The sequence below is a fragment of the Shewanella sp. GutCb genome, from assembly GCF_002836135.1.
Classification (GTDB): domain Bacteria; phylum Pseudomonadota; class Gammaproteobacteria; order Enterobacterales; family Shewanellaceae; genus Shewanella.
This window is the reverse complement of the sequence record NZ_PJBL01000105.1, coordinates 227,984-254,327: the sequence shown is the minus strand read 5'-3', so window position 1 is coordinate 254,327 and position 26,344 is coordinate 227,984. Positions and strand designations below refer to the sequence as shown.

22 protein-coding genes are annotated in these 26,344 nt (G+C 45.0%); 17 read left to right on the top strand and 5 right to left on the bottom strand.

Annotation, left to right across the window (positions count from 1 at the left end):
- Nucleotides 1-45: 45 nt before the first annotated feature.
- Both CXF86_RS21245 and CXF86_RS21240 read right to left on the bottom strand, forming a co-directional pair.
- Complete coding sequence (locus tag CXF86_RS21245; protein ID WP_102039962.1) at nt 46-795, bottom strand: NRDE family protein; 750 nt, start codon at nt 793-795, stop codon at nt 46-48.
- Between the two features lie 65 nt (nt 796-860).
- Nucleotides 861-2,399 (bottom strand): metal transporter, encoded by a 1,539-nt coding sequence (locus CXF86_RS21240; protein ID WP_101090126.1) that lies wholly within the window; start codon nt 2,397-2,399, stop codon nt 861-863.
- Nucleotides 2,400-2,639: 240 nt separating this feature from the next.
- On the opposite strand from CXF86_RS21240, the gene CXF86_RS21235 reads away from it, so the two are divergent.
- From CXF86_RS21235 to CXF86_RS21225, 3 genes are all read left to right on the top strand, one after another.
- Nucleotides 2,640-3,230 (top strand): YhgN family NAAT transporter, encoded by a 591-nt coding sequence (locus CXF86_RS21235; protein WP_101090169.1) that lies wholly within the window; start codon nt 2,640-2,642, stop codon nt 3,228-3,230.
- A 141-nt stretch (nt 3,231-3,371) separates the two neighbouring features.
- Nucleotides 3,372-5,531 (top strand): MGH1-like glycoside hydrolase domain-containing protein, encoded by a 2,160-nt coding sequence (locus tag CXF86_RS21230; protein WP_102039961.1) that lies wholly within the window; start codon nt 3,372-3,374, stop codon nt 5,529-5,531.
- A gap of 300 nt (nt 5,532-5,831) precedes the next feature.
- Complete coding sequence (locus CXF86_RS21225; protein ID WP_102039960.1) at nt 5,832-8,669, top strand: immune inhibitor A domain-containing protein; 2,838 nt, start codon at nt 5,832-5,834, stop codon at nt 8,667-8,669.
- Nucleotides 8,670-8,756: 87 nt separating this feature from the next.
- Here the strand turns inward: CXF86_RS21225 and CXF86_RS21220 are convergent, their stop codons facing one another.
- Nucleotides 8,757-9,326, bottom strand: a complete 570-nt coding sequence (locus CXF86_RS21220; protein WP_101090123.1) for a chorismate--pyruvate lyase family protein — start codon at nt 9,324-9,326, stop codon at nt 8,757-8,759.
- Between the two features lie 154 nt (nt 9,327-9,480).
- Here CXF86_RS21220 and CXF86_RS21215 point away from each other — a divergent pair, with 154 nt between their 5' ends.
- The 3 genes from CXF86_RS21215 to CXF86_RS21205 all read left to right on the top strand — a co-directional run bounded on the left by CXF86_RS21215 (nt 9,481) and on the right by CXF86_RS21205 (nt 11,488).
- Nucleotides 9,481-9,879, top strand: a complete 399-nt coding sequence (locus CXF86_RS21215; protein ID WP_101090122.1) for a flagellar basal body-associated protein FliL — start codon at nt 9,481-9,483, stop codon at nt 9,877-9,879.
- 61 nt (nt 9,880-9,940) lie between these two features.
- Nucleotides 9,941-10,993 (top strand): 23S rRNA (adenine(1618)-N(6))-methyltransferase RlmF, encoded by a 1,053-nt coding sequence (gene rlmF, locus CXF86_RS21210; protein WP_102039959.1) that lies wholly within the window; start codon nt 9,941-9,943, stop codon nt 10,991-10,993.
- Between the two features lie 123 nt (nt 10,994-11,116).
- Nucleotides 11,117-11,488, top strand: coding sequence for a nuclear transport factor 2 family protein (locus CXF86_RS21205; protein ID WP_101090168.1), 372 nt, complete (start codon nt 11,117-11,119; stop codon nt 11,486-11,488).
- 8 nt (nt 11,489-11,496) lie between these two features.
- Here CXF86_RS21205 and CXF86_RS21200 read toward each other — a convergent pair whose 3' ends face one another.
- Both CXF86_RS21200 and CXF86_RS21195 read right to left on the bottom strand, forming a co-directional pair.
- Nucleotides 11,497-12,402, bottom strand: coding sequence for a helix-turn-helix transcriptional regulator (locus CXF86_RS21200; protein ID WP_101090120.1), 906 nt, complete (start codon nt 12,400-12,402; stop codon nt 11,497-11,499).
- A gap of 45 nt (nt 12,403-12,447) precedes the next feature.
- Nucleotides 12,448-13,275 carry a formate dehydrogenase accessory sulfurtransferase FdhD gene (locus CXF86_RS21195; RefSeq protein ID WP_232775011.1) on the bottom strand — a complete coding sequence of 276 codons (828 nt, stop codon included), beginning with the start codon at nt 13,273-13,275 and terminating at the stop codon, nt 12,448-12,450.
- 293 nt (nt 13,276-13,568) lie between these two features.
- Here CXF86_RS21195 and CXF86_RS21190 point away from each other — a divergent pair, with 293 nt between their 5' ends.
- The 11 genes from CXF86_RS21190 (at nt 13,569) to fdh3B (CXF86_RS21140) (ending at nt 26,285) form a co-directional block, all read left to right on the top strand.
- Nucleotides 13,569-14,039 carry a DUF3305 domain-containing protein gene (locus CXF86_RS21190; RefSeq protein WP_101090118.1) on the top strand — a complete coding sequence of 157 codons (471 nt, stop codon included), beginning with the start codon at nt 13,569-13,571 and terminating at the stop codon, nt 14,037-14,039.
- On the top strand, nt 14,036-14,659 hold the full coding sequence (locus tag CXF86_RS21185) for a DUF3306 domain-containing protein (protein ID WP_102039958.1): 624 nt from the start codon (nt 14,036-14,038) through the stop codon (nt 14,657-14,659). Before CXF86_RS21190 ends, CXF86_RS21185 begins: the two co-directional genes overlap by 4 nt.
- Nucleotides 14,660-14,803: 144 nt before the next feature.
- Nucleotides 14,804-16,483: a 4Fe-4S binding protein gene (locus CXF86_RS21180; protein WP_102039957.1), complete on the top strand. Its 1,680-nt coding sequence runs from the start codon at nt 14,804-14,806 to the stop codon at nt 16,481-16,483.
- A gap of 10 nt (nt 16,484-16,493) precedes the next feature.
- Nucleotides 16,494-17,159 (top strand): TorD/DmsD family molecular chaperone, encoded by a 666-nt coding sequence (locus CXF86_RS21175; RefSeq protein WP_101090115.1) that lies wholly within the window; start codon nt 16,494-16,496, stop codon nt 17,157-17,159.
- Between the two features lie 154 nt (nt 17,160-17,313).
- Nucleotides 17,314-17,511, top strand: coding sequence for a twin-arginine translocation signal domain-containing protein (locus CXF86_RS21170; protein WP_101090114.1), 198 nt, complete (start codon nt 17,314-17,316; stop codon nt 17,509-17,511).
- A 35-nt stretch (nt 17,512-17,546) separates the two neighbouring features.
- Nucleotides 17,547-20,396, top strand: coding sequence for a formate dehydrogenase subunit alpha (locus CXF86_RS21165; RefSeq protein ID WP_101090113.1), 2,850 nt, complete (start codon nt 17,547-17,549; stop codon nt 20,394-20,396).
- Nucleotides 20,397-20,422: 26 nt separating this feature from the next.
- Nucleotides 20,423-21,013, top strand: a complete 591-nt coding sequence (fdh3B, locus tag CXF86_RS21160; RefSeq protein WP_101090112.1) for a formate dehydrogenase FDH3 subunit beta — start codon at nt 20,423-20,425, stop codon at nt 21,011-21,013.
- 50 nt (nt 21,014-21,063) lie between these two features.
- On the top strand, nt 21,064-22,074 hold the full coding sequence (locus CXF86_RS21155; RefSeq protein ID WP_101090111.1) for a formate dehydrogenase subunit gamma: 1,011 nt from the start codon (nt 21,064-21,066) through the stop codon (nt 22,072-22,074).
- Nucleotides 22,075-22,614: 540 nt separating this feature from the next.
- A complete protein-coding gene (locus CXF86_RS21150) occupies nt 22,615-22,812 on the top strand; it encodes a twin-arginine translocation signal domain-containing protein (protein ID WP_101090110.1) in 198 nt (65 codons plus the stop codon).
- Nucleotides 22,813-22,830: 18 nt separating this feature from the next.
- Entirely contained in the window at nt 22,831-25,686 is a 2,856-nt protein-coding gene (locus tag CXF86_RS21145) for a molybdopterin-dependent oxidoreductase (protein ID WP_101090109.1), read from the top strand.
- 29 nt (nt 25,687-25,715) lie between these two features.
- Nucleotides 25,716-26,285: a formate dehydrogenase FDH3 subunit beta gene (fdh3B, locus tag CXF86_RS21140; RefSeq protein ID WP_101090108.1), complete on the top strand. Its 570-nt coding sequence runs from the start codon at nt 25,716-25,718 to the stop codon at nt 26,283-26,285.
- Nucleotides 26,286-26,344: the final 59 nt, after the last annotated feature.

Here is a 26,344-nt window from a genome sequence, read left to right as displayed (position 1 = left end):
AGCCTATAGATGGTGGTACACGTCATCACCTAGGGTGTAGAGTGCTTATAAGGTAAAATCATCCCGGCCTAGATCCCTGCCTTTGCCATCATAACGCACTTCAGAAAACTGCACTTTTCCATGCTTGTCTTTCAGAATAATACTGGTTGAACGGGTACCGTACTCTTGGTGGTGAATATAGATCGATGAAAGGTGGCGTTCCCACTCTAAACTTACCCCTGTTTTTGGTAATTCGGCATCTGGAGCCTGTGTCCCGTCCTTCATAATGGCCAACAGCGAATCAATACAGGGGATACTGTTATTGGTTATGTGCGCTTGAATCGCTTGAGTACCGCGTGACATTTTTGGCCATATATCATCAAGTGCGCCGTTACTGATAGAGTGAAATCCAGCTGTAAGTTGCATGAGTTGTTGGCTACGGCTATCAAAACAATATAGCGCCTGTTCATCGCCATATAGCAGGTTAAATGGATTATAGAATGGGCTATAACGTGTTAACCATAGCTCATCTATGCCACCGTCCATTAGCGCATTTAGGACTAATTCCCCGCGGCTTCTCATATCTGACTGAATTAACTCAGGGTCGCGAATATTGGTTAACCCCGCAACCATGCCATGTTGATTAACACCAAGCCAAGTGCCACCCGCTTCTAGATCTTTGCCTGCGAGTAGCTGGTCATGACTGGGCCAGAAATGAGCGGGTTCGGTCGGGCGATGATGAAATTCATCACGATTGGCGCAAATAATCAGTGGGTATTCAGGGTGCGCCTCGAGGGCGACAAATAGAATGCACATAAGCCAGAATAAAATGGAGTGATGAGTACAGACTAATACTCATCCCCAAGAAAAGCTATTCTGGCTTAGTGATGATGACCATTGTCGTGGTTGTGCTCATGAGCGTGCGGCTTCGTTTTAAGTAACATGAGTCGGCTCATAAATTTACGTGGACCTAAGCGAAGTAAGCTGGCTGCAAACAAGGCGGCAACCACCCAAAGACTCATACTGTTGAGTAGGTGTGGTAAATGCCCCAATGCCTGCCATTGCGGTTGGATCCATTCAATAACGGCAAGTAAGCCGAAGAGGAGAACAAACAAGGCCACTCTTTGTGGCCAACCCATTAACTTTAACTGCGCGAAGTTGATAATGGGTGCGGCAATTAATGGCAACATTACTGCTGTTGTCGTCCAGCCGCTATAAGCCAATGAAAGTGATAGTACCGCGGCGCCGAGATTACAAAAACGCATCGGTAAAAACACCAATAGTAATACAGCAACTTGCACTATTGGGTTGGATAAAGGCACTGCTGGATGACCAATTAAGTTGGCTAAAATAAGGCTAAGCACAATCCAAGGCGCACTGCGGTCAACTAAGTGGGCAAAACCAAAACGCACCGCAGAGGTTGGCAATGAGTCATGGGGATCTGTTGGTTCAACTTTGCAGTAAGTTAACAACGCACCTATCAAAACGACTGAAATCGCTTGGATGAGCGCGAAAATAGGTCCGAGCAACAAGCCGGTAATGATGATCGCTTCAGGGCCTAGTAGTCGTTGTAACCAGCGTTGACCGAGCGCCTTATTTTGAGGTGTTAGCCCAAAGTAAAAACGAATGCTCGCAACGGCATAGCTGAGTAATAAGATCGGCGCAATGGTGAGCATCCAATCCAATAGATGTTCAGTTGAATGACTGTGCTGATGATCATTTCCACCAGAGTCCATCATTAATAGCAGAAAGAGCAGTCCGATACCGAGTAAACTTCCTATCCCCGCGTGGTACTCAAATCGACCCTGTTTATCTGTATTGGGTTGACCATGGGGTTGATGCAACACAACGTGCAATATGGAACCTGTAACAAACGCCTGTAAATAAACCGTATTTTCCAGACTTAGATGCGACAAGAACTGTTCGCCAGCAAAGTAGCCAATGCCCGTTAGCAGCATCATACCGGTCAAAACTAACATCGCCCAACGGCTGCCAACTTGAGGCTTTAGCAGCCACCAGATAGCGACACCAACAGGCAAGCGATGCAAGATAATACCGAGGGCAAGCAGCGGTGAGTTACCGTCTTGCTGGGCCAAAATCATTGCACCGCCATCAGTAATGGTATGCAGCAGTAATCCACCAACACCAAGGATAAGGGTCAGGTTATGGGTGACTTCAGAGTAACGATGAAATAAGCGTTCGCTCAGCGTGGGCCCCCAAATACCAATGATGACAAACACAATAGCCAGAAAGCCACCGTGCTCTAAAAGTTCGGGTAAAATATGGATCAGCACTAAGCCGCCCAGTGAAACGAATATGAATCCGTCTAGGCCTTTTTGTAACCCCGTTCCCGATGAAAAAAACCGGTAAAACAAGGGTCCTAATAATAGTGCGATACAGCTAGCTAAGAGATACAGCATAGGGAACCCATTTAAAATCCGCGAGTGCGAAAAAGCGCCACAGTATACCAGTGTTAAGGGTAATTAGCAGAGCGATAAGCCGAATTTACATTGATATATAACTACGGCCAAATTCATGTTAATTCTTAATGTATTGTTGACGAGTGCAAATATTTTATAACTTTTTGTTAGCTTTACTGTAAAACATACTAGAATAATCTTCTTTTCAAGTCATTAGGCGTCACCCAAGCAATGGATACAATGGATACTTTCTCAGCGGCAGTCATGCTATTTCTCATTATGGACCCGTTGGGCAACTTACCCATATTTGCCTCCATCTTAAGGCACATCGAGCCAAAAAAGCGTCGTCGCGTGTTGATCCGTGAATTGCTTTTTGCATTAGCTATTATGATGTTGTTCTTGTTTGCGGGTGAAGCGATCCTTAATTTCCTTAACCTACGTTCAGAATCAGTGAGTATTGCGGGCGGTATTATTCTGTTTTTGATCGCCATTAGAATGATTTTTCCACAGCCTGGTGGCGTTGTCGGACTGGCAGCAGGTGAAGAGCCCTTCATTGTGCCAATGGCTATTCCATTGATGGCGGGACCTTCGGTGTTGGCGGCGCTCATCTTGCTCGCTCATACCGATGGCAGCAGAATGATGGACTGGACCGTTGCATTACTTGCCGCGTGGGGATTAAGTGCCATCATTCTATTGTTTTATAAAGTCTTTACTAAAGTGTTAGGAGAAAAAGGTTTAACGGCAGTAGAACGGCTGATGGGCATGGTGCTAGTGATGATATCGGTGCAGATGTTCCTCGATGGCATTGCAAGTTATATGAAGGCACTCTAGCAACAACTCTTATCTTGATTGGTGTCACTTGCCGTTACGCCAATCAACATCGTAGGACTTAATCGTGAAATACAAATGTTGCAGAACAAATACTAGCCTGTAATACTCTGAATACAATATTCAAAAATTATAATAACAATCATGATTACCTGCCTACTGCTTTGTGCTGCAAGTCTGACCTCCATCGATTCTGTTGATTATCAAAATTTGCTGCCTTATCAGGGAGTGCCAACTTCAATGGAGCAGCGAGATAACAAAGGTAACTTGAGCATAGGCTCTGTATATGTCGATCAAGGCGCATGGCATGGTTTTCATCTGCCCAACTCTGCTGAGTACTATGGCAGCTTCACCGGGCCGCTGTTTATTGCGCAAGAGTATAGTCTGCACCTTAGCGATAGTTTGCAACGCTTACAGCTGATCAACGTCACTACTGATAAGTTCTTATCTTTTGATAGTGCCGCCAAAATTGATATTCACAGCCAGCCCGATGGGCTGGTTCAAACCTATACATGGTCAGATATAAAAGTCAGTTTGAAACTGAGTTATAGCGACAACCGCACTGCAACGGTGATGACTGAGCTGACAAATCTTTCAAACCGCGATCAGCAATGGCAGTTAGTATGGCGTGGCCAACCTTTTGCCAGTCACCCAGAACAACCACAACACTCGCTCATTTCTGAGACTGAATCGAGCGCAAATCATATCAGCTGGCACTTTAAGCCGGTGATGCAAACATGGCGTATGCAACTCGCGGATGCCCAATATCAGCTTTGGTTTGACCGTGATATGGCGATTAGAATTAATGCCCAGTCGGGTTATTTGGCCATTGCTGAACCTGTCACGATTGCTGCGAAGCAATCTTATTTATTCAAAAGCGCACAGCGTTATTTTCATAACGAGAAAGAGGCACAAGCGCATACTGATCCCGATTGGCAACAGATAGAGCAACAGCTAGTAAACAACCGACAACGCTGGCAAAGCAGAATGGACAAGCTATTAGTCGGTGGCGATAAAACGGCACGTCAGCTTGCAGTCAAGAGTATGCAAACCATCATACATAACTGGCGCAGCCCCGCAGGTGCACTGCTGCATGATGGTATTACCCCCTCAATCACTTATAAGTGGTTTAATGGCGTGTGGGCTTGGGATACTTGGAAGCAAGCGGTTGCAGTGGCACGATTTGAGCCTGAGTTAGCTAAATCAAATGTACTGGCGATGTTTGATTACCAGTACACAGAGCAAGACAAAGTACGGCCACAAGATGCGGGAAGCTTGCCCGATGCTATTTTCTATAATCAGGACTCAGAGCGTGGTGGTGAAGGCGGAAATTGGAACGAACGCAATGGCAAGCCGCCGTTAGCTGCATGGGCGGTATGGCAAATTTATCAGCAAGATGGTGACAGTGAGTTCGTGAAAACCATGTACCCGAAACTTGTTGCCTATCATCAATGGTGGTATCGCAACCGTGATAATAATGATAATGGTCTGGCGGAGTATGGTGCCAATCTTCACCCTGCGCACATTAATGATGATGGCGAGCTCAATGTCGAGGCCATTATTGAGGCTGCTGCATGGGAGTCTGGTATGGATAATGCCCCCAGGTTTGATGCCGACGCTAGCTTACAAGTGTGGCAAAACAGTCAAGGTGGCAAAGTGGTGGGCTATTCAGTGTCGCAGGAGTCTGTAGATCTTAACGCCTATCTTTATGCGGAGAAGCGCTTTTTACAGCAGATGGCAAAGGTGCTTGAGCTAGATGCAGATGTCCAAAAGTGGGATGTTGAAGCAGAGCGGCTAGCCAAACAGATCCAGATGCAGATGTATGATCCAGAATCGGGGTTCTTCTACGATATTCGCTATACCGCAACGGATAGCGAGTTGATGATCGATAAAGGCAAAGGAGTCGAAGGTTGGTTGCCATTATGGGCGGGTGCAGCATCGAATGCGCAAGCAAAAATCATTGTTGACCGTCATTTGAATCAACAGCAGTTTGGCACCAAAATGCCATTTCCAACCGTCAGTGCCGACAGTCCTCATTTTGCCGCAGCGCAATACTGGCGCGGCCCTGTCTGGCTCGATCAAGCTTTGTTTGGCTTACAAGGTATTGCTCGCTATGGTTACCATGAGCAGGCGCAAAGATTAGCATTGCAACTTGTGACCGAAGGCGAGGGGATTATTGGACAAAGTCCTATTCGCGAAAACTATCATCCAATCACTGGTGAAGGCTTGCATTGTACTAACTTTAGTTGGTCAGCCTCGGTGCTATTGCTCATCTACGATGCTTGGTTAAGCGGACCTGAGTAAGTATTCATCCTTCGATATTTAGAGCTTCCATCGTTTATGTTAACGATGGAAGCTCTGCAATTTGACTGCGTTATGTTGGGCTGGGCTATATATATTGATACTTATTGGCACTGATTTTGTGACTAATATTTTTAGCCGTATTCTGTGGTTTAGGTCTTTTACTGCAAACTCTCCTAAAATAGATAACTAAAGATGAAAACTTATTTGCAACAATGCGGTCTGATTATTAACAGAGTGACAGCATTCGAGTGGGCATAAATGATTATGCAGTACAAAGCAGCAATAAGAGGAGCGCTTGAGATGAAGGGTTTTTTCCAAAAAAGTGCCGTTATTAGCTTTTTACTGAGTGCTTTGGTCGTGATGAATACAGCGTTGGCAGTCCCCATTTATGGCACTACCGCGGATGCTAATATTGTCGATAAAGAGCGTGTTCTTTATTGGTTAATTAAGCGGGGAGAAGTCGCCAGCAGTGCATCTGATATCGAAAAAAAACAGGCTGTTGAAGCTTTTATAGCTCGTTCAAGAGGGGCGAGAAAAATATCGCTACGTGAAGCTCGGTACGAAGCGGCCCGCCTGCAGCAAAAAAAGCAAACAAATAAGTTTGTCAGTTTTACAGCTGCACAAACACAAAGTATCACCAACAAAACCGTTAAAGTGTTGGCGGTATTGATCGATTTCCCCGATCTCCCTTATGACAAAAATGGCTTAAGCAGTAGTGATACCTCTATGTATTACAGCGCTTATACTGCTGAACATTATAACAACTTACTGTTTTCGACCAATGGTTATGCTGGCCCAACAGGGCAAACGTTAATGACAGGCTATGAGTATTATCAGGCTGAATCGGGTGGTAGTTTCTTTTTTACCGGTGACGTTAAAGGCTGGTACCGAGCGGCAAATAACGCGGCAGCTTATGGTGGAAACGATGATGCAGATGATGATATTGGGGCAATAGAGCTGGTTAAAGAAGCCGTGAGTGCCGCCACAGCCCAGATGAGTAGTACTGAATTAGCGACTTATGATGTTGAAGACCCGTTTGACGTTAACCAAAATGGTAACTTAAACGAACCTGATGGTGAGATAGATCATGTGATGATTTTCCACTCCAGTATTGGTGAAGAAACAGGGGGAGGAATGTTAGGTGCCGATGCTATTTGGTCGCATCGTTCATCAATCACTCCGTACACTATCCCTGGAACCAGTGTGAAGCTGTCTAGTTATACTATTCAGCCTATCGATGCGGCACTGGGGGTATGCGTACATGAATTCGGTCATGATCTTGGCCTACCAGATGAATACGATATTAGCGCTAAAGGCAAAGGCTCACCCGTCGGTTTTTGGTCAGTTATGGCTTCAGGTAGTTGGTCAGGTGCCATTCGAGGTACCGAACCCACTGGATTTAGCCCTTATGCACGTTCATACCTACAAGGTAAATATCAAGGCAATTGGGTGTCTGAGCAAAAAGTTTTGCTAAACACACTCGACTCATCGGGACTGGATATCGCCTTAGTTGAGGCGGTGAATCATGATCAAGTTAATCAGGTGTCACTGGCTATCCCTGCTGAGGAAGTTAGTTTTACCGCCCCTTATGCGGGGGATTACCAATTTTATTCTGATCAAGGTGACATGATTAATCATGCGATGTCGTTTGATATTGAACTCCCCGTGGCGACACCGTTAACACTATTGATGAAAGCGCATTGGAGTATTGAGTTAGATTATGATTATGCTCAAATTATGGTTGATGGTATTGCGCTGGAAGGGCGTTACACCAAAGCCAGCAATGGAAGAAATTCAGCACGTAACATCATAACGGGCAAGTCGAGTGATTTGGCTGCGGCCGAAGGGACCAATGGCTGGGTCGAGCTCGAGTATGATTTAAGTCCTTATGCTGGACGCAATGTACGCTTAGCAATTAATTACGTTACTGATCAAGCCGTTGGAGATTACGGTATTGTGATTGATGATATCACCATTAATCAAGCTGATACCGTGGTGTTATTCAATGGCGCGGAAACCTTAACGGATATTGCTTACGCGGGTTTTTTACGTGTCACTGATACGCGACCAGGTAAAGATCGTCGTTACATTGTTCAGCTACGGAGTCTCCAAGGCGTTGATAAAGGTTTGAAGAGTCAACGTTACGACCCTGGGGTGGTGCTTTGGTTAGAGAACAATGATTACAGTTCAAATGAAGTCAGCAAACATGCAGGCTACAGCTTGATTGGAGTTGTTGATGCCGATCAGAATTTGATTGGCAGTTTAGATTCTGAGTTTCAGATCCGTGATGCTGCGTTTAGCCTCTTTAACCAATCATTTTTCAGCTATGGCGGCTCATCTGATGAGCATTTATCGGCTAACAAGCTATTTGATGACGCCAGCGATTATACGGCGCCGCTTCAGCCTGAGTCTGGCATGGCATTACCTGAGCTCGGTTTATCGATAGAGGTGATGACACAAGCAGAAAATAGTAGCAGCGCGACTGTGCAGTTTAAATATCGTGGGATGACTGAGCCGTCGACAGAGTTGAGCGCTGTTATTTCTCAAAGCCAACAGGGCGCTCAAGTTACCTTTACGGCAGCTGTCAGTGGTGGTGATGGCACTTACCAATATGCGTGGGACTTTGGTGTCGATGGTGCAACGAGCATTGAGGCGGCGGCTAGCTATACCTACAATAATGCAGGCAGCTATTTAGTCACACTGACCATTACTGACGGCAATGGCGTTGAGTTTACCAATAGCACGACGGTGAATGTTAGCGCAGTGCTAGATGTTGGTTTTACATTAACCGTGAGTGGTCTGTCGGTGACCTTTAATAATAAATCGGTGGGTGGCAGCGGTGAGCTGAGCTATGCATGGCAATTTGGCGATGGCGCGACCAGTATCGAGACATCTCCATCACATACATACGTAGCAGCAGGCGACTATAATGTAATACTCACCGTAACGGATAGTCTAGGTAAAATCGGTGTTATGAGAGGTATGATCAACGTCGCGTCAGCAGTGACAACCACCACGACTCAGAAGAGTAGTTCCAGCGGGGGCGGTTTAGGCATGTTATCGATAGGGCTCTTATGTTTGCTTGCGGGTTATCGCCGTAAAATTATGCTGAGTGGCCGAATAGACATTTGGACTTAGATATTTAAACTTGGACAGTTTGGGCAAGCACTGTATTTGCGTAAAGTGGCTTGCCTTATTACTCTAATCTGAACAATGTAACGAGGATTAATTTGTGAGTGCCGCAATGGCCTTTTGAGCGGCTGGTAGGAATATTTCACTCACAATGAGTTGTTCTTGTTCATGTTGGAAATAACGTCGACGCCCCCAAAGTGCATGGCTGGTATCTTGGTCTAACGATTCGGCGAGTTTGGCTATTTTGCTACAAGCCTCAAAATGTGCAATTTCAATTCTGCCCGGAGTGAATTCATCTTTAGAATAGAGCAACTCCCCTAACGGTCTCGTACCTAAGCCCAGAAAGTCCTGCTGCTTTTTTTCGAGCAAACGTCCAGGGATTAATGTACGAGCAAAAATCCAAGGTACGCCATCCAAGACTAACAATACCTCACGGATCCACACTTGTTGATAATCGGGATACTCGTTGGTCAGCGGTGAAAGGGTGTCTTCACCTAGTACTTTTACTTCGAAATGTTGGCATTGAGCTTTTAGCTTTTCAGTCAAACTACTGGTGCTTAGCAACCAATCTTTAAAAGGCGGCGAAGGCAAATTAGTTATTTTTTCTGGTGAAATCCACTTAATTGATTCACCATAGGGGAAGCTTAACCTAGTCACACTCATCTAATTCTCGGTACAATGTTAGCAAACCGAAGCAGTCTAGCATGCCAGTGTCATCCCAGATAGCCGTTGTCGGCGTTGAACGGGTAGGTTGGCGTGATAAGAAAATAGCATGAGGTTTTGCCTCATCACATATCGACTAGGAGTCAGTTCCACAATGAAAACAATTATCGCGATATTACTCTTAGGTTTAAGCAGCTTTAGTCTGTTTGCTGCGAATGACAAACCGCTAGAGGAATACGCTTATTACGGTTTTGAGCCTGAAATCGTCACTAACTACATATCTAATCGAAATAAGCTGGGCTATGTCAGGCTTAGCGTTGAGTTAATGGTAAAAAATCCTGAAGATTTAGTGAGTTTGGAAAGACACGATCCGTTATTACGAGCCGCGATCGTAGAGATTTTGGGTAATCAAACTGAAGACAAAGTGAAGTCGTTGACTGGTAAAGAGGAAATTAGGCGAGAGTGCTATGAGATGGTCAATCGCTTACTAGAACAAGAAACAGGTAAAGATCTGGTGGTTAATCTACTTTTTACTAAATATCTATACGATTAAAATCACCTTAGCCGATATCGATTTTTACGTCGCCATAGTGAAGTTATGCAGCAGAGTGAACATGAATAAACCGAAGAAAACGCCTACTACGCTAGCATCTGTGATAACTGACAAGCCCGCTCCAAAGCTAAATAAAGGGATGCATCCGCGTAATCTTCACAATGCAGGCTATGACTTTCCCGCGTTAATGAACAGTTATGTCGAACTTAAGCCATTTGTGAGTACCAATGCATTTGGTAATTTATCGATAGATTTTTCTGCGCCTAAAGCGGTTAAAGCACTCAATGCTGCTTTGCTTAAGCATCATTACGCTGTAGATGCTTGGGATATTCCGTCAGGGTTTTTATGCCCGCCGATCCCGGGACGGGCAGATTACATTCATCATGTAGCTGATCTGCTAGCGATAACCAAATTGAGTAAGCAGCGTGTGCCTAAAGGTGAAAAAATTAGGGCGTTGGATGTTGGTACCGGGGCGAACGTTATTTATCCGCTGTTGGGGATCCAATCTTATGGCTGGCAATTTGTTGGTAGCGATGTTGATCCTATTTCAATCAACAATGCCCAACAAATTTTTGCTAATAACCCCGATCTTAGTAACAAGTTTTCCTCTCGATTACAGTGTAACTCCCAACATGTATTTCAAGGTGTTATTGGTAAGGGTGACCGTTTTGATGTCACTATCTGTAACCCGCCTTTTCACGCATCTCTTGCCGAAGCGAATGCCGGGACGACACGTAAACTCACTAACCTTGCCGCAAATCGTGCCGCTAAATTTGGGCAGAAAAGTACAGTTGCAGTACCACAAGATGATTCTGGAGTGCTTAATTTCGGTGGTCAAAAAGCGGAGCTTTGGTGTGAAGGCGGCGAGAGGCAGTTTTTGAGTAACATGATCACCGAAAGCCAAATGTTTGCCGATCAATGTTTATGGTTCACTACCTTAGTATCTAAAAAAGAGAATTTAAAGCCTGCGCAATCGTTACTGCAAAAAGTTAAAGCGCGCGAGATTAAAGTGATTGAGATGCACCAAGGTAACAAAATTACCCGTATTTTGGCTTGGACATTTTTAACGCTTGAGCAGCAACAGTTATGGCAGCAATATCGGGATCAACTTTAAGCTATTAATGCGCTTTCTTACCGGTGTGTATTTAAAGTTCGAAATAACCGGCTGAACTATTTCAATTATTTCAAAACTTAGCCTAGACTGATAGCAATGTGGTTGAGTTAGTTGGGTTTAGTGGTGAATTTCAAGTTAGAACATCTACTCATACAGTTGGAGCTATATCTGCAGAAGCCTGAGGTGAGAGCATCTCGGGGGGAGCTAGAACGTCTAATTAGTGATGACTTTATGGAGTTTACCGCAACGGGTTGTCGTTTTGGTAAAGCGGAAGTACTCGCTCGATTACCGGATGAACGCGCCCCGTATATTGAAACCAGCCATTTTGAAGTGCGAGAGCTCAAAGCTGGGTTATGTCAGGTCTTTTATCGCGCTAAGCTAAAAAAAGCTGGTAATAACATCACCAGCTTTTCTATGCGAAGCTCTATTTGGCGTAACCACCAAGAGGTTTGGCAAATGGTGTTTCACCAGGGCACACCCTGTAAACCATTTTGACAGTGGGCTTATTGTCCATTCCAAAGGAGTTTGCCACAATCCGTTAAGTCATACCCACCGAGTGTTGCTGCTAATTGCTTTGTTTGTGGCTCGGCCAGTAAATTGAATAAACGTTGCAGCTGACGTCTGAAGTAAATGCCTTGTGGCATAACAAAATCAAAAGACTCTGTTACCAATGGCACAAAGCTTAAACCACTTTCAAGTGCTACAGATTGACAACCGAAACCGATATCCGCATCACTTCTGGCAATATAACCCGCAAGTTCTCGCTCGCTTTGTGCCACTAAACTTGAGTTTAATTGCTCAAACGCAGCGCCTTGCTTCATTAACCATTGCTCTAAGTGCTGTTGACTGCCAGCACCAGCCTGACGTGCAACCCAGCGCCAAGACTGTTGGGATATTTTGTCCAGTTCTTGGCAACGGTGATGCATATCGGGGCGCATCATTAAGCCTTGTTTACGGGTATAACCATGCACCATCACCCATTGCTGGTGGTTTGCGTAACCTTGCAGTAAAGCAGGGTGACGGATTGCACGCTCTTCAACGCTGCCCCAATGTAAAGTACATACATCAGCATAACCACGAGATAATAGATCTAGCCCCAGACGGGAGCCCGTGGAGCTATAACTGATGAGCTCACTTTTACCGACCTGCGACATCATGCGAGCGACCAACATCGACAGTAAAGGGTCATCACTGCCAGTGATATGCATACGATCTGATAGCATACCGCTGTGGCAAGAGTCCATAATCCAACGGTCAATTAATATTTTAGGAAAGAGCCATTTACCAGTAATTTTAGTCGCAGGGAGAATACGATCATTCGCCATTGAGTAGACTTTTTTCTCATTGAGATCAAGATACTCCGAGACCTGTCTAGCACTCATGTAGATCAGTTCTGTTGGCTCAGTCATTTTCTGTCCTTGTGGCGCAAAATCGTTTGGTCATCATTTGGCAGGTTAAATAGCATCAAATTCAATGTTTTCAGCACCATTATAAACTAAAAAGTGGCGACCTTTAGCGCGAGCTATCATAGTAATCCCCATTTGTTGCGCTAACTCTAACCCCATTTGCGTGGCGCCACTTCGAGAAAGCAGAACGGGTATGCCCATCTTGGCAACTTTAATCACCATTTCTGAGGTTAAGCGCCCAGTGGTATAAAATAATTTGTTGTGTCCGAAATCATGATTAAGCCACATTTCACCAGCAAGTGTATCCACCGCGTTGTGACGACCGACATCTTCAACAAAACCTTTTATCTGGTCGCCTTGGCATAAACCGCAACCGTGCACGGCGCCGGCATTCTTATAAGTTTCGTTATAGGCACTTATATTATTAAGTAAGCTATAAATTGTACTTTGTTTAATTTGTGGTGTTGTCAGATTGATGTCATCGAGGCCAGCCATAAAACTGCCGTATACCGTCCCTTGGCCACAACCTGAAGTGACTGTTTTCTCCGATAGTTTTTCATCTAAATCTTCGATTGTCTCACTGGTAATAATCGCGGCTGAGCTCACATCCCAATCGACAATGACAGATTCGAGCTTGCTCAGGTCAGAAATAAAGCCCTGATTCTTGAGATAACCTAACGCAAGAGCTTCTGCTCTGGCACCTAATGTCATCAAGGTTACTATCGGACGCCAGTTTAAATAAACAGTGAGTGGGCGTTCGCAAGCAATAAATTTATCCACTTTTTCGCCCTTCTCATTAATTGCTGTCACTGCAATTGTCAGGGGGACTTCGGTGTTAGTTTTGATTAAAGTTGGGTTGCTCTTGTTTGCTGTCATATAGCCCATCATCAGTTAAGAGAATTAAATGCGTCTAATACTAAGCAATATCTGTACCTAACTTTATAAGAGATAAAGTTAGTGGCAGATCACATTTATTAGCTATCAGTCGCCCTTTTATGTCCTATTGCAGATTGCTATTTGGACAAAATGTCCTAGTCTTGGATGATATTAGTTGATCCAGTTCAAACTATTTTGCCCAAACTGTGTGGCACATAAATTGCTTTGTTAGATAAGTATCTATTTAGTTGGTCTGTCATTTAGGCAGCCATCTCAGGCAAGACGGAGACTGAATGCAACATACCGAAAGCCAATGGCCAATGTACGTTTCTCTTAAAAAGATTGAGACACAAGTCGGAAGATGGACCTCAGTACAGTGGGAAGTCGATCAAATCCTTCCTGCTACCCACGCCGCACCAGAAGGTGCCACTCTCGTCTTGCTAGAACTGCATAAAGACGAACGCGGTAGTTACCGTATCAATATCGACATGGATAACGCTATGTTATACATCGTTTGTGATGAAAACCATGACGGTGACTGGATCCCCGCAGCCCTATCAGCTGATCAAAATGTTGCAGCAAGCTGCCTAGAAGGCGATACCCCGGTGCTTAATATTCTGATGCCACCCGCTATCGCGTGTTGGATTGAAGCGTTTATTACTCGTCATGGTGAAGTCGAAATCAAGGCTCATCGCCGCGCGAAACATGTTAACCGACGCAAGAATGAAGGTCCAAGTACCAATCATTTAGCGGGTAACTCATGAGTGGTTTACTGTCACGTTGGAACTTGCGTCGACAGAAAGTAGAGCAGGAAGCTGATATAGAGGTGTCTGAAGCCGTTGAGGAACAATCGGTAACAGCTGAACTCGCACCGTCAGAGACGTTAACCACAGCAGAAAGTACTGATGCTGAGGTCATTGAGTCTGGCGAAGAAGCACTGCTCACTGCGGAAGACCTTCCAGATCCAGAAAAGATTGAAGTTGGTGGCAGTTTTGCCAGCTTTATGGGCGCCAACGTAGACCCTGCTGCTAAATCTGCTGCACTAAAAGCCCTTTGGAAACAGCCTCATTTTAGTGAAATTGATGGGCTGCTTGAATATGCATTGGACTACAGTAATCAACCTAAGTTGTCGGCTGAAGTATCGGCTGAATTGGCAAAGAAAGTATTCCGTCATGTCGTTGAAGAAAAAGATGATGAGGAGGAGAACGAAATTGAAACAGTTTCAGAGCTTGAGTCAGATGAGATGACCGACGCTGAAAATACTGTTGAAACTGAAGTTGTTAGCGATACTAAACAGGTATCGGACATTTTGGACGTTGATGATGACGAATTAGCCCAAAATGAACCAGAGCACCCAGACGCCATAACAAACAAAGTTGTTTAACGTCAGTATAGAGTGTTTTTAATTCCACAATATTGGTATGTGAATTGCTGTACTTAGGGTAAAGCTGGCGTTAATGATAGACGCATTAAATAAACAGCAACTTATAAGTATAGAAGCAGCCAAAGAACTGTTCAGGAACGCAATGTGAGCAATCGTGAAACACAAGTTGGACTCAAAGAGGTTCGACAACAGGTTCTTGCTGGGACCCAGGTTATTCAAAATCTAATCCCACCGACCGTGAGTTATACCACCGAGGGCAATGTGCTCGTTATCGGGCCAGAAGACTTGGCGCGTCTAGCAGCCGACAAATTGTCCCACATGGGTAAGTGTGCCATTTTGGCAAACGAAGCCATCACTAGCCAAGACGAAGCACATCTAGAGCTCGTCATGACTTCAGCTGAAGATGTTGAGAGCTATTACAACAAGCTTATCGAGATAAAAGGTTTCCTTGGTCAATTCCAAGTTAAAGTTGAACATGAAGAGGGTAGTGCGGATTTAAGTGTTGTTGCTATTCGTAAAGCGCATTTCGACTTGATTCTTGATTTGAGCATGAGTCCTTGTATTAACCTTGAAATGCTACCGCCTGGCTATTTTTATGTTGGCCAAGATCAAGTCAAACTAGCTGAAGCAATTGAGCAGTTACCCGATCTAATCGGCGAGTTCGACAAGCCGCGTTATATCAAAGTTAATAGCGACATCTGCGCACATAATCGTAATGGTAATGAAGGTTGTACTCGTTGCTTGAATTTCTGCCCCGCAGATGCGATTGCCAGTGTTGAGAAAAAAATCGAAATCGATCCATACCTCTGCCACGGTGCGGGTAGTTGTACGAATGCGTGCCCAACAGGCGCGATTAGTTATGACCTTCCGACTCCGCAATCTATGCATACCTATCTGAATCAACTGGTGACTCGTTTTCGCTCGAAAGCGCAAATAGCACCTGTCGTGTTGTTCCATGATATTGGTAAAGGTGCAGAACTGGTCACTGACCAATTAGCGGGCGATATTATCCCTGTTGAATTGGAAGAGATAACAGTCGCTAGTGTTGATCACTGGATGTCGTCTCTTGCCTGGGGCGCTCGTCAAATCTTGATCCTTAACACTGATGCTACAGCGCCTACACTAACTCAAATGCTGAAGGGTGAACTGGCGTTAGCCAACGACATTCTCGATGAGATGGGGCAACCACGTCGTATTAGCTTAATCAGCGAACATCACTTAACGGAAGCGGGTGCAGATGAGTTATCTGAACTGCTGACTACCAGCGCAAGCTGGCCAGTTATAGTACCTGCAGAATTTGTGGCTACAACCAAGCGTGAAACGATCTATGAGGCTATCGACCATCTCAATAACCAAGCGGCATCAGTCGACACTTGCCTGTCTCAAAGTAACATCCCTTATGGCCGTGTCAGCGTTAATGTTGAGAGCTGCACCTTGTGTATGTCTTGTGTGGCAACGTGTCCTACAGCAGCGTTAACCGACGGTGGTGACCTGCCTTCACTGCACTTTGTAGAGCAAGATTGCGTGCAATGTGGACTATGTGAAGCCGCCTGTCCTGAAAACGTCATCAGCTTAACGCCACAGGTTAATTTAGATAAAGCTGCGCGTCAGACGCGTCAAACCTTACATGAGGAAGCCCCGTTTGAATGTATTACTTGCGGCACACCATTCGCAACGCAATCCATGGTCAAACGGATGCTAGAAGTGGTAGGAACCCACAGTGCCTTCAGTGCCAACACAGATCGTTTAAAGATGTGTGGCGACTGTCGAGTGAAAGACATGTTTGAAGACATTCTTCAAGATCCTGAAAAGCAACTGCGATAAGAGTTTAGCCATGACCGAATTAGTAAGAGAAGTTTCAGAAAACGATCAGTTGAGAGCAGATATTTATCAGCTACTAGCTGCACTATTACGTCGCCAGCCTAGCACCGAATTATTGCAGTTTTTAGCGGGATTAGAGATTGATGCTAATGACGATAGCGATATGACCAAAGCTTGGGTTGGACTCAAGTTGGCGGCAGAGCAATTCACTTCAGAGCAGCTTGAGGATGAGTATTTTGATATTTTCCTCGGTGTGGGCAGTGGTGAAATCTTACCTTATGGCAGCTGGTTTATGACCGGATCACTAATGGATAAGCCATTAGCCTTGTTACGTAATGACCTAATGCAGCTTGGTTTCGAGCGCGAAGAGGAAGTGAAAGAACCTGAAGATCACGTTGCCGCTTTATGCGAAGTGATGGGCACTTTGATCCTTGAGGCACCTGGTTACCGCCAGCTCGCTTTCTATCAGCGCCATATGGGTAGCTGGATAGCACGTTTTTGCGAGACGTTAGCTAAAACACCGAGCGCGGCGTTTTATGCCACGGTAGCAGAACTTGCAAAAGCATTTTTTGTTATCGAAGCAAATGAGTTTGAACAGTTAAGTTTAAATATTCCAGTTAACTGCCCAGGCAGCGAAGCGGAAAAGATTGAACCAAGCACTAACGAACTGGCTTCGTAAGCCATTGTCAGTGTAAGGCTGAATTTATGTCTGCTGAGTCTTAGAGTTAGCAGGCATAGACAAAAAAAGAGAGCAATCTCTATATTAAATGAGTGATACGTTTAATCTTTATTAAGCAAATTATCTCAATATCAGTAAAACCAAAGGAGACACTATGAAGAAGCAAGCTTCCGACATGGGTCGTCGTCAACTGCTTAAAGCATTGGCGATCGGCAGTGCCGCTGGCGCAGTGGCAACGGTCAGTGGTCAAGCGCTAGCTGCGACACCTGAAGTTGCCCCCGCTGCGAAAGGCGATGGCTACCAAGAGTCCGATCATGTTCGTAGTTATTATGCGTCGTTACGCAGTAAATAAGCGTTTCGTAGTCAATAATTAAAGGAGAGTGTGTGATGCGATTAACCCGCAAAACAGACCAAGCAGCCACAACTACTAAGGCTGTCTTAGGTTTAAACCGTCGTCAATTCCTCAAGTCTGCGAGTCTCGCAACAGGTGGTATTGCTGCGGCATCAATGCTTGGCGCAGGAATGATGCGTAAAGCAGAAGCAAAAGATGTACCTCACGATGCCCCAACTGAAATTAAGCGTACTATCTGTTCTCACTGTTCAGTGGGTTGTGGTGTGTACGCCGAAGTCCAAAATGGTGTTTGGACAGGTCAAGAACCTGCATTTGATCACCCATTTAATGCGGGTGGACATTGTGCAAAAGGTGCGGCTTTACGTGAAGTAGGTCATGGAGCTAAGCGTCTTAAATACCCAATGAAGCTAGAAGGCGGTAAGTGGAAACGTCTTTCATGGGAACAAGCGATTGAAGAAGTGGGACAAAAAGCGCTTGATATCCGTAAAGAGTCTGGTCCAGATTCAGTTTTCTTCATGGGAAGTGCCAAGTTCTCTAACGAACAATGTTATATGTATCGCAAATTAGCGGCAATGTGGGGCACCAACAATGTCGACCACTCAGCGCGTATTTGTCACTCTACCACTGTAGCCGGTGTTGCAAACACTTGGGGCTACGGTGCGCAAACCAACTCAATCAACGATATGCGCAACTCCAAAGTGATGATGTTTATCGGTTCTAACCCTTCAGAAGCGCATCCTGTCGCGATGCAGCATATTCTGGAAGGTAAAGAGCGTGGCGCTAAAATTATTGTTGTCGACCCTCGTTTTACTCGAACTGCAGCTAAGGCTGATGAGTTCGTACATATCCGTCCGGGTACTGATATTCCATTCATCTATGGCCTGTTATGGCACATTTTCGAAAATGGTTGGGAAGATCAAGATTTCATTAATCAGCGTGTTTACGGTATGGAACGTATCCGTGAAGAAGTGAAAAAATATGATCCAGCTGAAGTTGAAAACGTGGTTGGGATACCAAAAGCGCAGATGTACCGTGTTGCTAAGCTTTTAGCTGAAACTAAGCCTGGTACTGTTGTTTGGTGTATGGGTGGTACTCAGCATCACATCGGTAATGCGAACACTCGTTCATACTGTATTCTCCAGTTAGCCCTAGGTAATATGGGCGTGTCTGGTGGTGGTACGAATATTTTGCGTGGTCACGATAATGTTCAGGGTGCAACTGACTTTGGTTTATTATGTGATACTTTGCCAGGATATTATGGATTAAAAACAGGTTCTTGGAAGCACTGGTGTAATGTTTGGGACTTAGATTATGAGTGGGTTAAGAGCCGCTTTGATCAAGAGAAACATTTAGGCCAAGATCCAATGACCTCTGCAGGTATCCCATGTTCACGTTGGCATGATGGTGTACTTGAAGATAAAGCTAATATTGCGCAGAAAGATAATGTTCATATGGCATTTTTCTGGGGACAATCAGTTAACACTGAAACCCGTGGTCGTGAAGTGCGTGAAGCATTGAACAAGATGGAAACAGTGGTTGTAGTGGATCCATATCCAACTATGGCGGGTGTCATGCACGAACGTACGGATGGTGTTTATTTACTTCCTGCGGCAACACAGTTTGAAACTTACGGTTCTGTATCAGCGTCTAATCGCTCATTACAGTGGCGTTCACGAGTGATTGAACCACTATTCGAATGTAAGCCAGATCATGTGATTATGTATAATTTGGCGAAGAAGTGGGGCATTGAAAGTGAGCTCTGTAAGAATATCAAGGTGAATGGTGAAGAGCCGTTGATTGAAGATATGACCCGTGAATTCAACCGCGGTATGTGGACCATTGGTTACACCGGTCAAAGCCCAGAGCGTTTGAAAATGCACCAAGAAAACTGGGGCACCTTCGATATTAAATCGCTTGAAGCACCAGGTGGACCTGCTAAAGGTGAAACCTATGGCTTACCTTGGCCTTGTTGGGGTACTCCAGAGATGAAGCATCCAGGTACACAAATTTTGTACCGTACTGGTCGTGAAGTGATTAACGGTGGCGGTAATTTCCGTGCTCGTTATGGTGTTGAACATAATGGCACCAATATCTTAGCTGAAGGTTCTTACTCAAAAGGCAGTGAGATCCAAGATGGTTATCCAGAGTTTACCGACAAGATGCTTAAGCAACTTGGTTGGTGGGATGATCTAACGGCTGAAGAGAAAGTTGCTGCTGAAGGTAAGAACTGGAAGACAGATATCTTAGGTGGTATTCAGCGAGTGGCTATCAAGCACGGTTGTATTCCTTACGGTAACGCTAAAGCGCGTTGCGTCGTTTGGAACTTCCCTGATGATATTCCATTACACCGTGAGCCACTTTATACACCACGTCGTGACTTGGTTTCTAAGTATCCAACTTATGATGATCGTATGGTTTGGCGCCTTCCTACCCTGTATAAATCAATTCAGGAAAAGGATTTTGCCAAAGACTTCCCACTCGCCGTTACAACTGGGCGTTTGGTAGAGTACGAAGGTGGTGGTGAAGAGACTCGTTCAAATCCATGGCTTGCAGAACTTCAGCAAGAAATGTTTATCGAGATCAACCCTGCGGATGCTGCTGATCGCGGTTTACGTGATGGTGATGATGTTTTCGTTCATAGTCCTGAAGGGGCAAAAATCACAGTTAAGGCGATGGTAACTCCTCGAGTTACCGCTGGCGAATGTTTCATGCCATACCACTTTGCGGGTGTATTCGAAGGTAAGAGCCTTGAGAAGAACTATCCCGAAGGAACAGTACCTTACGTTATTGGCGAATCTGCCAACACTGTAATGACCTATGGCTATGACGTTGTGACTCAGATGCAAGAGACGAAAGCCTCTTTGTGTCAGATCAGCAAAGCTTAATTAACTTGATGAGGAGATAAGCCATTATGGCAGTCATGAAATTCTTATGTGACACCAAACGCTGCATCGAGTGTAACGGTTGCGTCACAGCATGTAAAAACGAAAACGATTCCGCTCTAGAGTGGGGCATTCAACGTCGTCGCGTAGTCACTATCAATGATGGTGTACCGGGTGAAGCGTCAATCTCAGTGGCATGTATGCACTGTACTGATGCACCTTGTATGGCAGTCTGTCCTGCAGATTGTTTCTACCGCACTGAAGATGGCATCGTATTACACAATAAAGATACGTGTATCGGTTGTGGTTACTGCTTCTATGCTTGTCCTTTCGGAGCGCCTCAGTTCCCTCAGAAGACAGCATTTGGTAGTCGCGGCAAGATGGATAAGTGTACTTTCTGTGCCGGTGGCCCAGAAGAGACTCATTCAGATGCAGAGCGCCAGAAGTATGGTGCTAACCGTATCGCCGAAGGCAAATTGCCAATGTGTGCAGAGCTTTGTTCAACTAAAGCACTGTTAGCGGGTGATGCTGGCGTAGTATCTGATATCTACCGTGAGCGTATTGCAGCTAGAGGAAACCCTGGCGCAATATGGGGCTATACCCCAAAGACTGGCGCGTAGGGCTGAATAGGGCTATGCACTTTGGTGTATAGCCCAATTAAGGAGTGAATATGTATATGAAATCACTGCGCAGCTTGTTCGCAATGCTAGTTATCCCTCTGGTTTTTTCTATGGGGTTGGGACTTAGCACATCAGCAATAGCAGCAGATGAACAATCGAGCCAACAGCAAGCGGGTAAAACCAGTGAAGCTGATCTTTGGCGCGCGGTAAGAGCAGGCGACTCAGGCTTTACAACAGCTCAAGGTATTGAGCCAGGTGTATTGATTAACGTTGCGGGTAACCAAGGTAAAGACGTAAGAAACCAGTACTTAACACCAGTGATGGGTATTACTGTTGTCGGTGTATTTGCTGCGTTCCTGTTTTTCTACTTGGTAAATGGTCCTTCTAAGCTGAGTAAGGGCTTTTCTGGAAAAATGGTGCTGCGTTGGACTAAAGCAGACCTGTGGATCCACTGGGTATTAGCGACATCATGTTTGGCACTGATTTTTACTGGTTTAAATATCATGCTGGGTAAATATGTATTGCAGCCTTATGTTGGGGAAGGCTTCTGGGCTGGTCTCATCTATGGTACCAAAACGATACATGATTGGGTCGGGCCGATATTTATTGTGTCTTGGATCCTGTGTGTTGTTAAATGGATGCCAATGCAAACCTTCAAGATGTATGACTTAAAATGGTTCCTAGTAGTTGGTGGTTATATCAACTTTGGTCCATTTAAAGGCAAGCATCCTGATAGTGGCTTTGCTAATGCTGGTGAGAAAATGTGGTTCTGGTCATTAACCTTATTCGGGCTATTTATTGCCGCGTCAGGTTTAATGCTAGTATTGCCAGGTTTGGATCTACCACGCGAAGCCTCTATGGCTGCACTGTTAATTCATGCTATTAGTGCGATTATCATCATCGCCTTTACTATCGTGCATATTTGGATGGCGACAGTATTAAGTGAAGGTGGTATGGAGTGCATGGTTTCTGGTTATTGTGATGAAAACTGGGCCTCTCAGCACCACAATCTTTGGTATGACGAAATCAAAGAAAACGGTACCTTAGAGTATAAAGATTAAACTCTGGTTATGAGTTATAAGTCTTAAGCTGTAAGTCATAAATGCCCTTGGCCAAATAAGTCGGGGGCTTTTTTTTGCCTGTAATCCACGAACGATTTTAATGCATTTGATAAGTAATCTCCCCCTATTTCAGATTCTTTCAGAGGCTCTGTTTTGCTTAAAAATCTATCACGCTAAGTTATTCTACTGCTAAACAATGTAACGCTTAAGTTACTATTGTTATTAACAATTAGTTATGCGCATTATTGCTTTACTTGTACCGCCTAAACACCTCCATTATATAAAACATGATTAAGCTAACACTTTAGTGGTATTGATGATGTTTTCCGCAGCTGAATTGGATTCAGATCAATTTTCCTGCTGCCTTTTTCTCATATATTGTCCGCGAAACTTATGGATGTTTTTAATAACAATCACCTTCTTTTGACTAACTCGTTTGATGATAACACTTGATTAACAAGTGGCCGTGTTATGAGCTCGTAGAAAAAGGTGCCCTGATAATTTCTAATAAAGAATATTCCTTCCATACCAGGAGCAAAAATGAAGAAGCAACAGCCTGATCTGAACCGCAGATCTTTGCTGAAAGCGCTCACAATTGGTGGCACCGCAGGTGTCGCAATCGCCGCAACAGGCGTGAGTGTAGCTCAAGCAAGTGAAAATAATGTCAGCACTAAGAGTGCTAATGGCTATCAAGAAACTGCTCACGTTCGCAGTTATTACAATAGCTTACGCGGCTAGTTTAGGAGAATTTAAGCGATGCAATTAACTCGTAAATCCAACGCGGCACCTACTGTAGAGAAAAAAACTCTAGGTATTAGCCGTCGTCAATTTATGAAGCAAGCTGGTATCACATCTGGTGGTATTGCTGCAGCTTCGTTGTTGGGTACAGGCATGATGCGCCGAGCAGAAGCCAAAGATGTCCCACATGATGCACCCACTGAAATCAAGCGCACAGTATGTAGTGCTTGTGCTGTTGGTTGTGGTTTATACGCAGAAGTACAAAATGGCGTATGGACAGGTCAAGAGCCTGCTTTTGATCACCCATTCAACAACGGTGGACACTGTGCTAAAGGTGCTGCGCTACGTGAACATGGTCACGGTGAGAAGCGTCTTAAGTACCCAATGAAACTTGTTGATGGCAAGTGGAAGAAACTATCTTGGGAACAAGCTTTGAACGAAGTTGGTGACCAGATGCTAGATATCCGTAAGGAATCTGGTCCAGATTCACTTTACTTTATGGGTAGTGCTAAGTTCTCGAACGAAGGCTGCTACATGTATCGTAAATTTGCGGCAATGTGGGGCACGAACAACGTCGACCACTCTGCACGTATTTGTCACTCTACCACGGTAGCCGGTGTTGCTAACACTTGGGGCTACGGTGCGCAAACTAACTCTTTCAACGATATTCAGAATGCAAATGCAATCTTCTTCATCGGGGCTAACCCTGCTGAAGCGCATCCTGTTGCAATGCAGCATATCCTGATCGCGAAAGAGAAAAATAACGCAAAACTTATTGTAGTTGATCCACGTTTCTCTCGTACTGCTGCGCATGCTGATTTACATTGTGATCTGCGTCCGGGTACTGATATTCCATTCATCTACGGTATGCTTTGGCACATTTTTGAAAATGGCTGGGAAGATAAGACGTTCATTCAAGAGCGTGTTTTCGAGATGGAATCAATTCGCGCAGAAGCGAAAAAATTCCCACCAAAAGAAGTGGCGAACATCACTGGTTGTCGAGAAGAAGATGTTTACCAAGCAGCTAAACTGATGGCGGATAACCGTCCAGGTACCGTTGTTTGGTGTATGGGTGGTACTCAGCATCACGTGGGTAATGCTAACACTCGTGCTTACTGTATCCTTCAACTTGCCCTTGGTAACATGGGTGTTAAAGGCGGCGGAACAAACATCTTCCGTGGACATGATAACGTACAGGGCGCGACTGACTTAGGTCTATTGTTCGATACGCTACCAGGTTACTACGGTCTAAAGACGGGCTCTTGGAAACATTGGAGCCACGTTTGGGACCTAGATTTTGATTGGGTTAAGAGTCGTTTTGACCAAAACTCATATCTTGGTCGCATTCCAATGAATACTCCTGGTATTCCTTGTTCTCGCTGGCATGACGGTGTGTTAGAAACGCCTGAAAAACTCGCACAAAAAGATCGCATTCGTATGGCATTCTTCTGGGGACAATCAGTTAACACTGAAACTCGTCAGCGCGATGTCCGTGATGCACTTGATAAGATGGATACGGTTGTTGTTGTTGATCCATTCCCAACAATGGCAGGTGTCATGCACCGTCGTAAGAATGGTGTTTATCTTCTTCCTGCAGCCACTCAGTTTGAAACTGAAGGTTCTGTGTCTAACTCTGGCCGTAGCCAGCAGTGGCGTGAGAAGGTTATCGAGCCATTATTCGAATCTAAGACTGACCTTGAGATTATGTACCGTCTATCTCAAAAGCTCGGTTTTGCTGATGAGTACACTAAGCGTATCGCTAAAGACGCAAATGATGTTCTTGTTATTGAAGACATTACTCGCGAAATTAACCGCGGTATGTGGACGATCGGCATGTCAGGCCAAAGCCCTGAGCGTTTGAAGCTGCATACTCAAAACTGGGGCACATTTAGCAACACAACTCTTGAAGCTCTTGGCGGTCCTGCTAAAGGCGATACTTATGGTCTACCTTGGCCATGTTGGGGTACACCAGAGCAGAAGCACCCTGGTACACAGATCCTTTATAACACAAGCAGACATGTTCTTGAGGGCGGTGGTAACTTCCGTGCTCGTTTTGGTGTTGAGTATAAAGGTAAGAACTTATTGGCTGAAGGTAGCTTCTCTAAAGGCGCGGAAATTCAAGACGGTTACCCAGAATTCACCGCTGACATGCTTAAGCAGCTTGGCTGGTGGGATGACCTAACAGCAGAAGAGAAAGTAGAAGCTGAAGGTAGAAACTGGAAGACTGACGTTTCTGGTGGTATCCAACGTGTAGCAATGAAGCACGGTTGCATCCCATACGGTAACGCTAAAGCTCGCTGTATTGTTTGGACATTCCCTGACGAAATACCAATTCACCGTGAGCCGCTTTATACGCCACGTCGTGATCTTGTGTCTAAGTATCCAACATATGATGACATGCAAGTTCATCGTCTACCGACGCTGTACAAGTCAATTCAAGAGAAAGACTCAGCAGCTAAGTACCCGCTAGGTCTGACTTCTGGTCGTCTAGTAGAGTATGAAGGTGGTGGTGAAGAGTCTCGTTGTAACCCTTGGCTTGCGGAGCTTCAACAAGAGATGTTTGTTGAAATTAACCCTGCTGATGCTGCTGATCGCGCAATTCGCGACGGAGACACTGTATGGCTTGAAGGTGCTGAAGGTGGCCGAATCAAGATTAAGGCTATGGTCACTCCACGCGTTAAGGTTGGTGTTACTTGGATGCCTTACCACTTCGCGGGTCATATGCACGGTGAAAGCCTTGCAGCTAACTACCCAGAGGGCACTGTACCTTATGTTCTTGGTGAGTCTTGTAACACAGCATTGACTTATGGTTATGACCCTGTGACTCAGATGCAGGAAACCAAGGCATCGTTGTGCCAGATCGTTAAAGCGTAATTGCAGAATTAGCTAGGAGAATTGCCAGAATGGCTACAATGAAATTTTTATGTGATACCAAGCGCTGCATCGAGTGTAACGGTTGTGTCACAGCATGTAAGAATGAAAACGACTCTGCTCTTGAGTGGGGAATTCAACGTCGTCGCGTAGTGACAATCAATGATGGTGTGAAGGGCGAAGCGTCAATTTCTGTCGCTTGTATGCACTGTAGTGATGCACCTTGTATGGCTGTTTGCCCTGCAAACTGTTTCTACAAGACTGAAGATGGCATCGTACTGCACGACAAAGATACTTGTATCGGTTGTGGTTACTGCTTGTACGCTTGCCCATTTGGTGCTCCTCAGTTCCCTCAAGGCGGCGCTTTTGGTGCTCGCGGTAAGATGGACAAGTGTACTTTCTGTGCTGGTGGTCCTGAAGAGAACCATTCTGACGCAGAACGTCAGAAATATGGTTCTAACCGTATCGCTGAAGGTAAGCTACCTATGTGTGCCGAACTGTGTGCAACTAAATCGCTACTAGCGGGGGATGCTGGAGTTATTTCTTCTATCTTCCGTGAACGTGTTGCATACCGTGGTTCTAAAAACGCAATTTGGGGTTGATCAACTTAGGTTGAACATCTTCCAACATACTACTTGTTGGCCTGTTTAGTTGGGCCAGC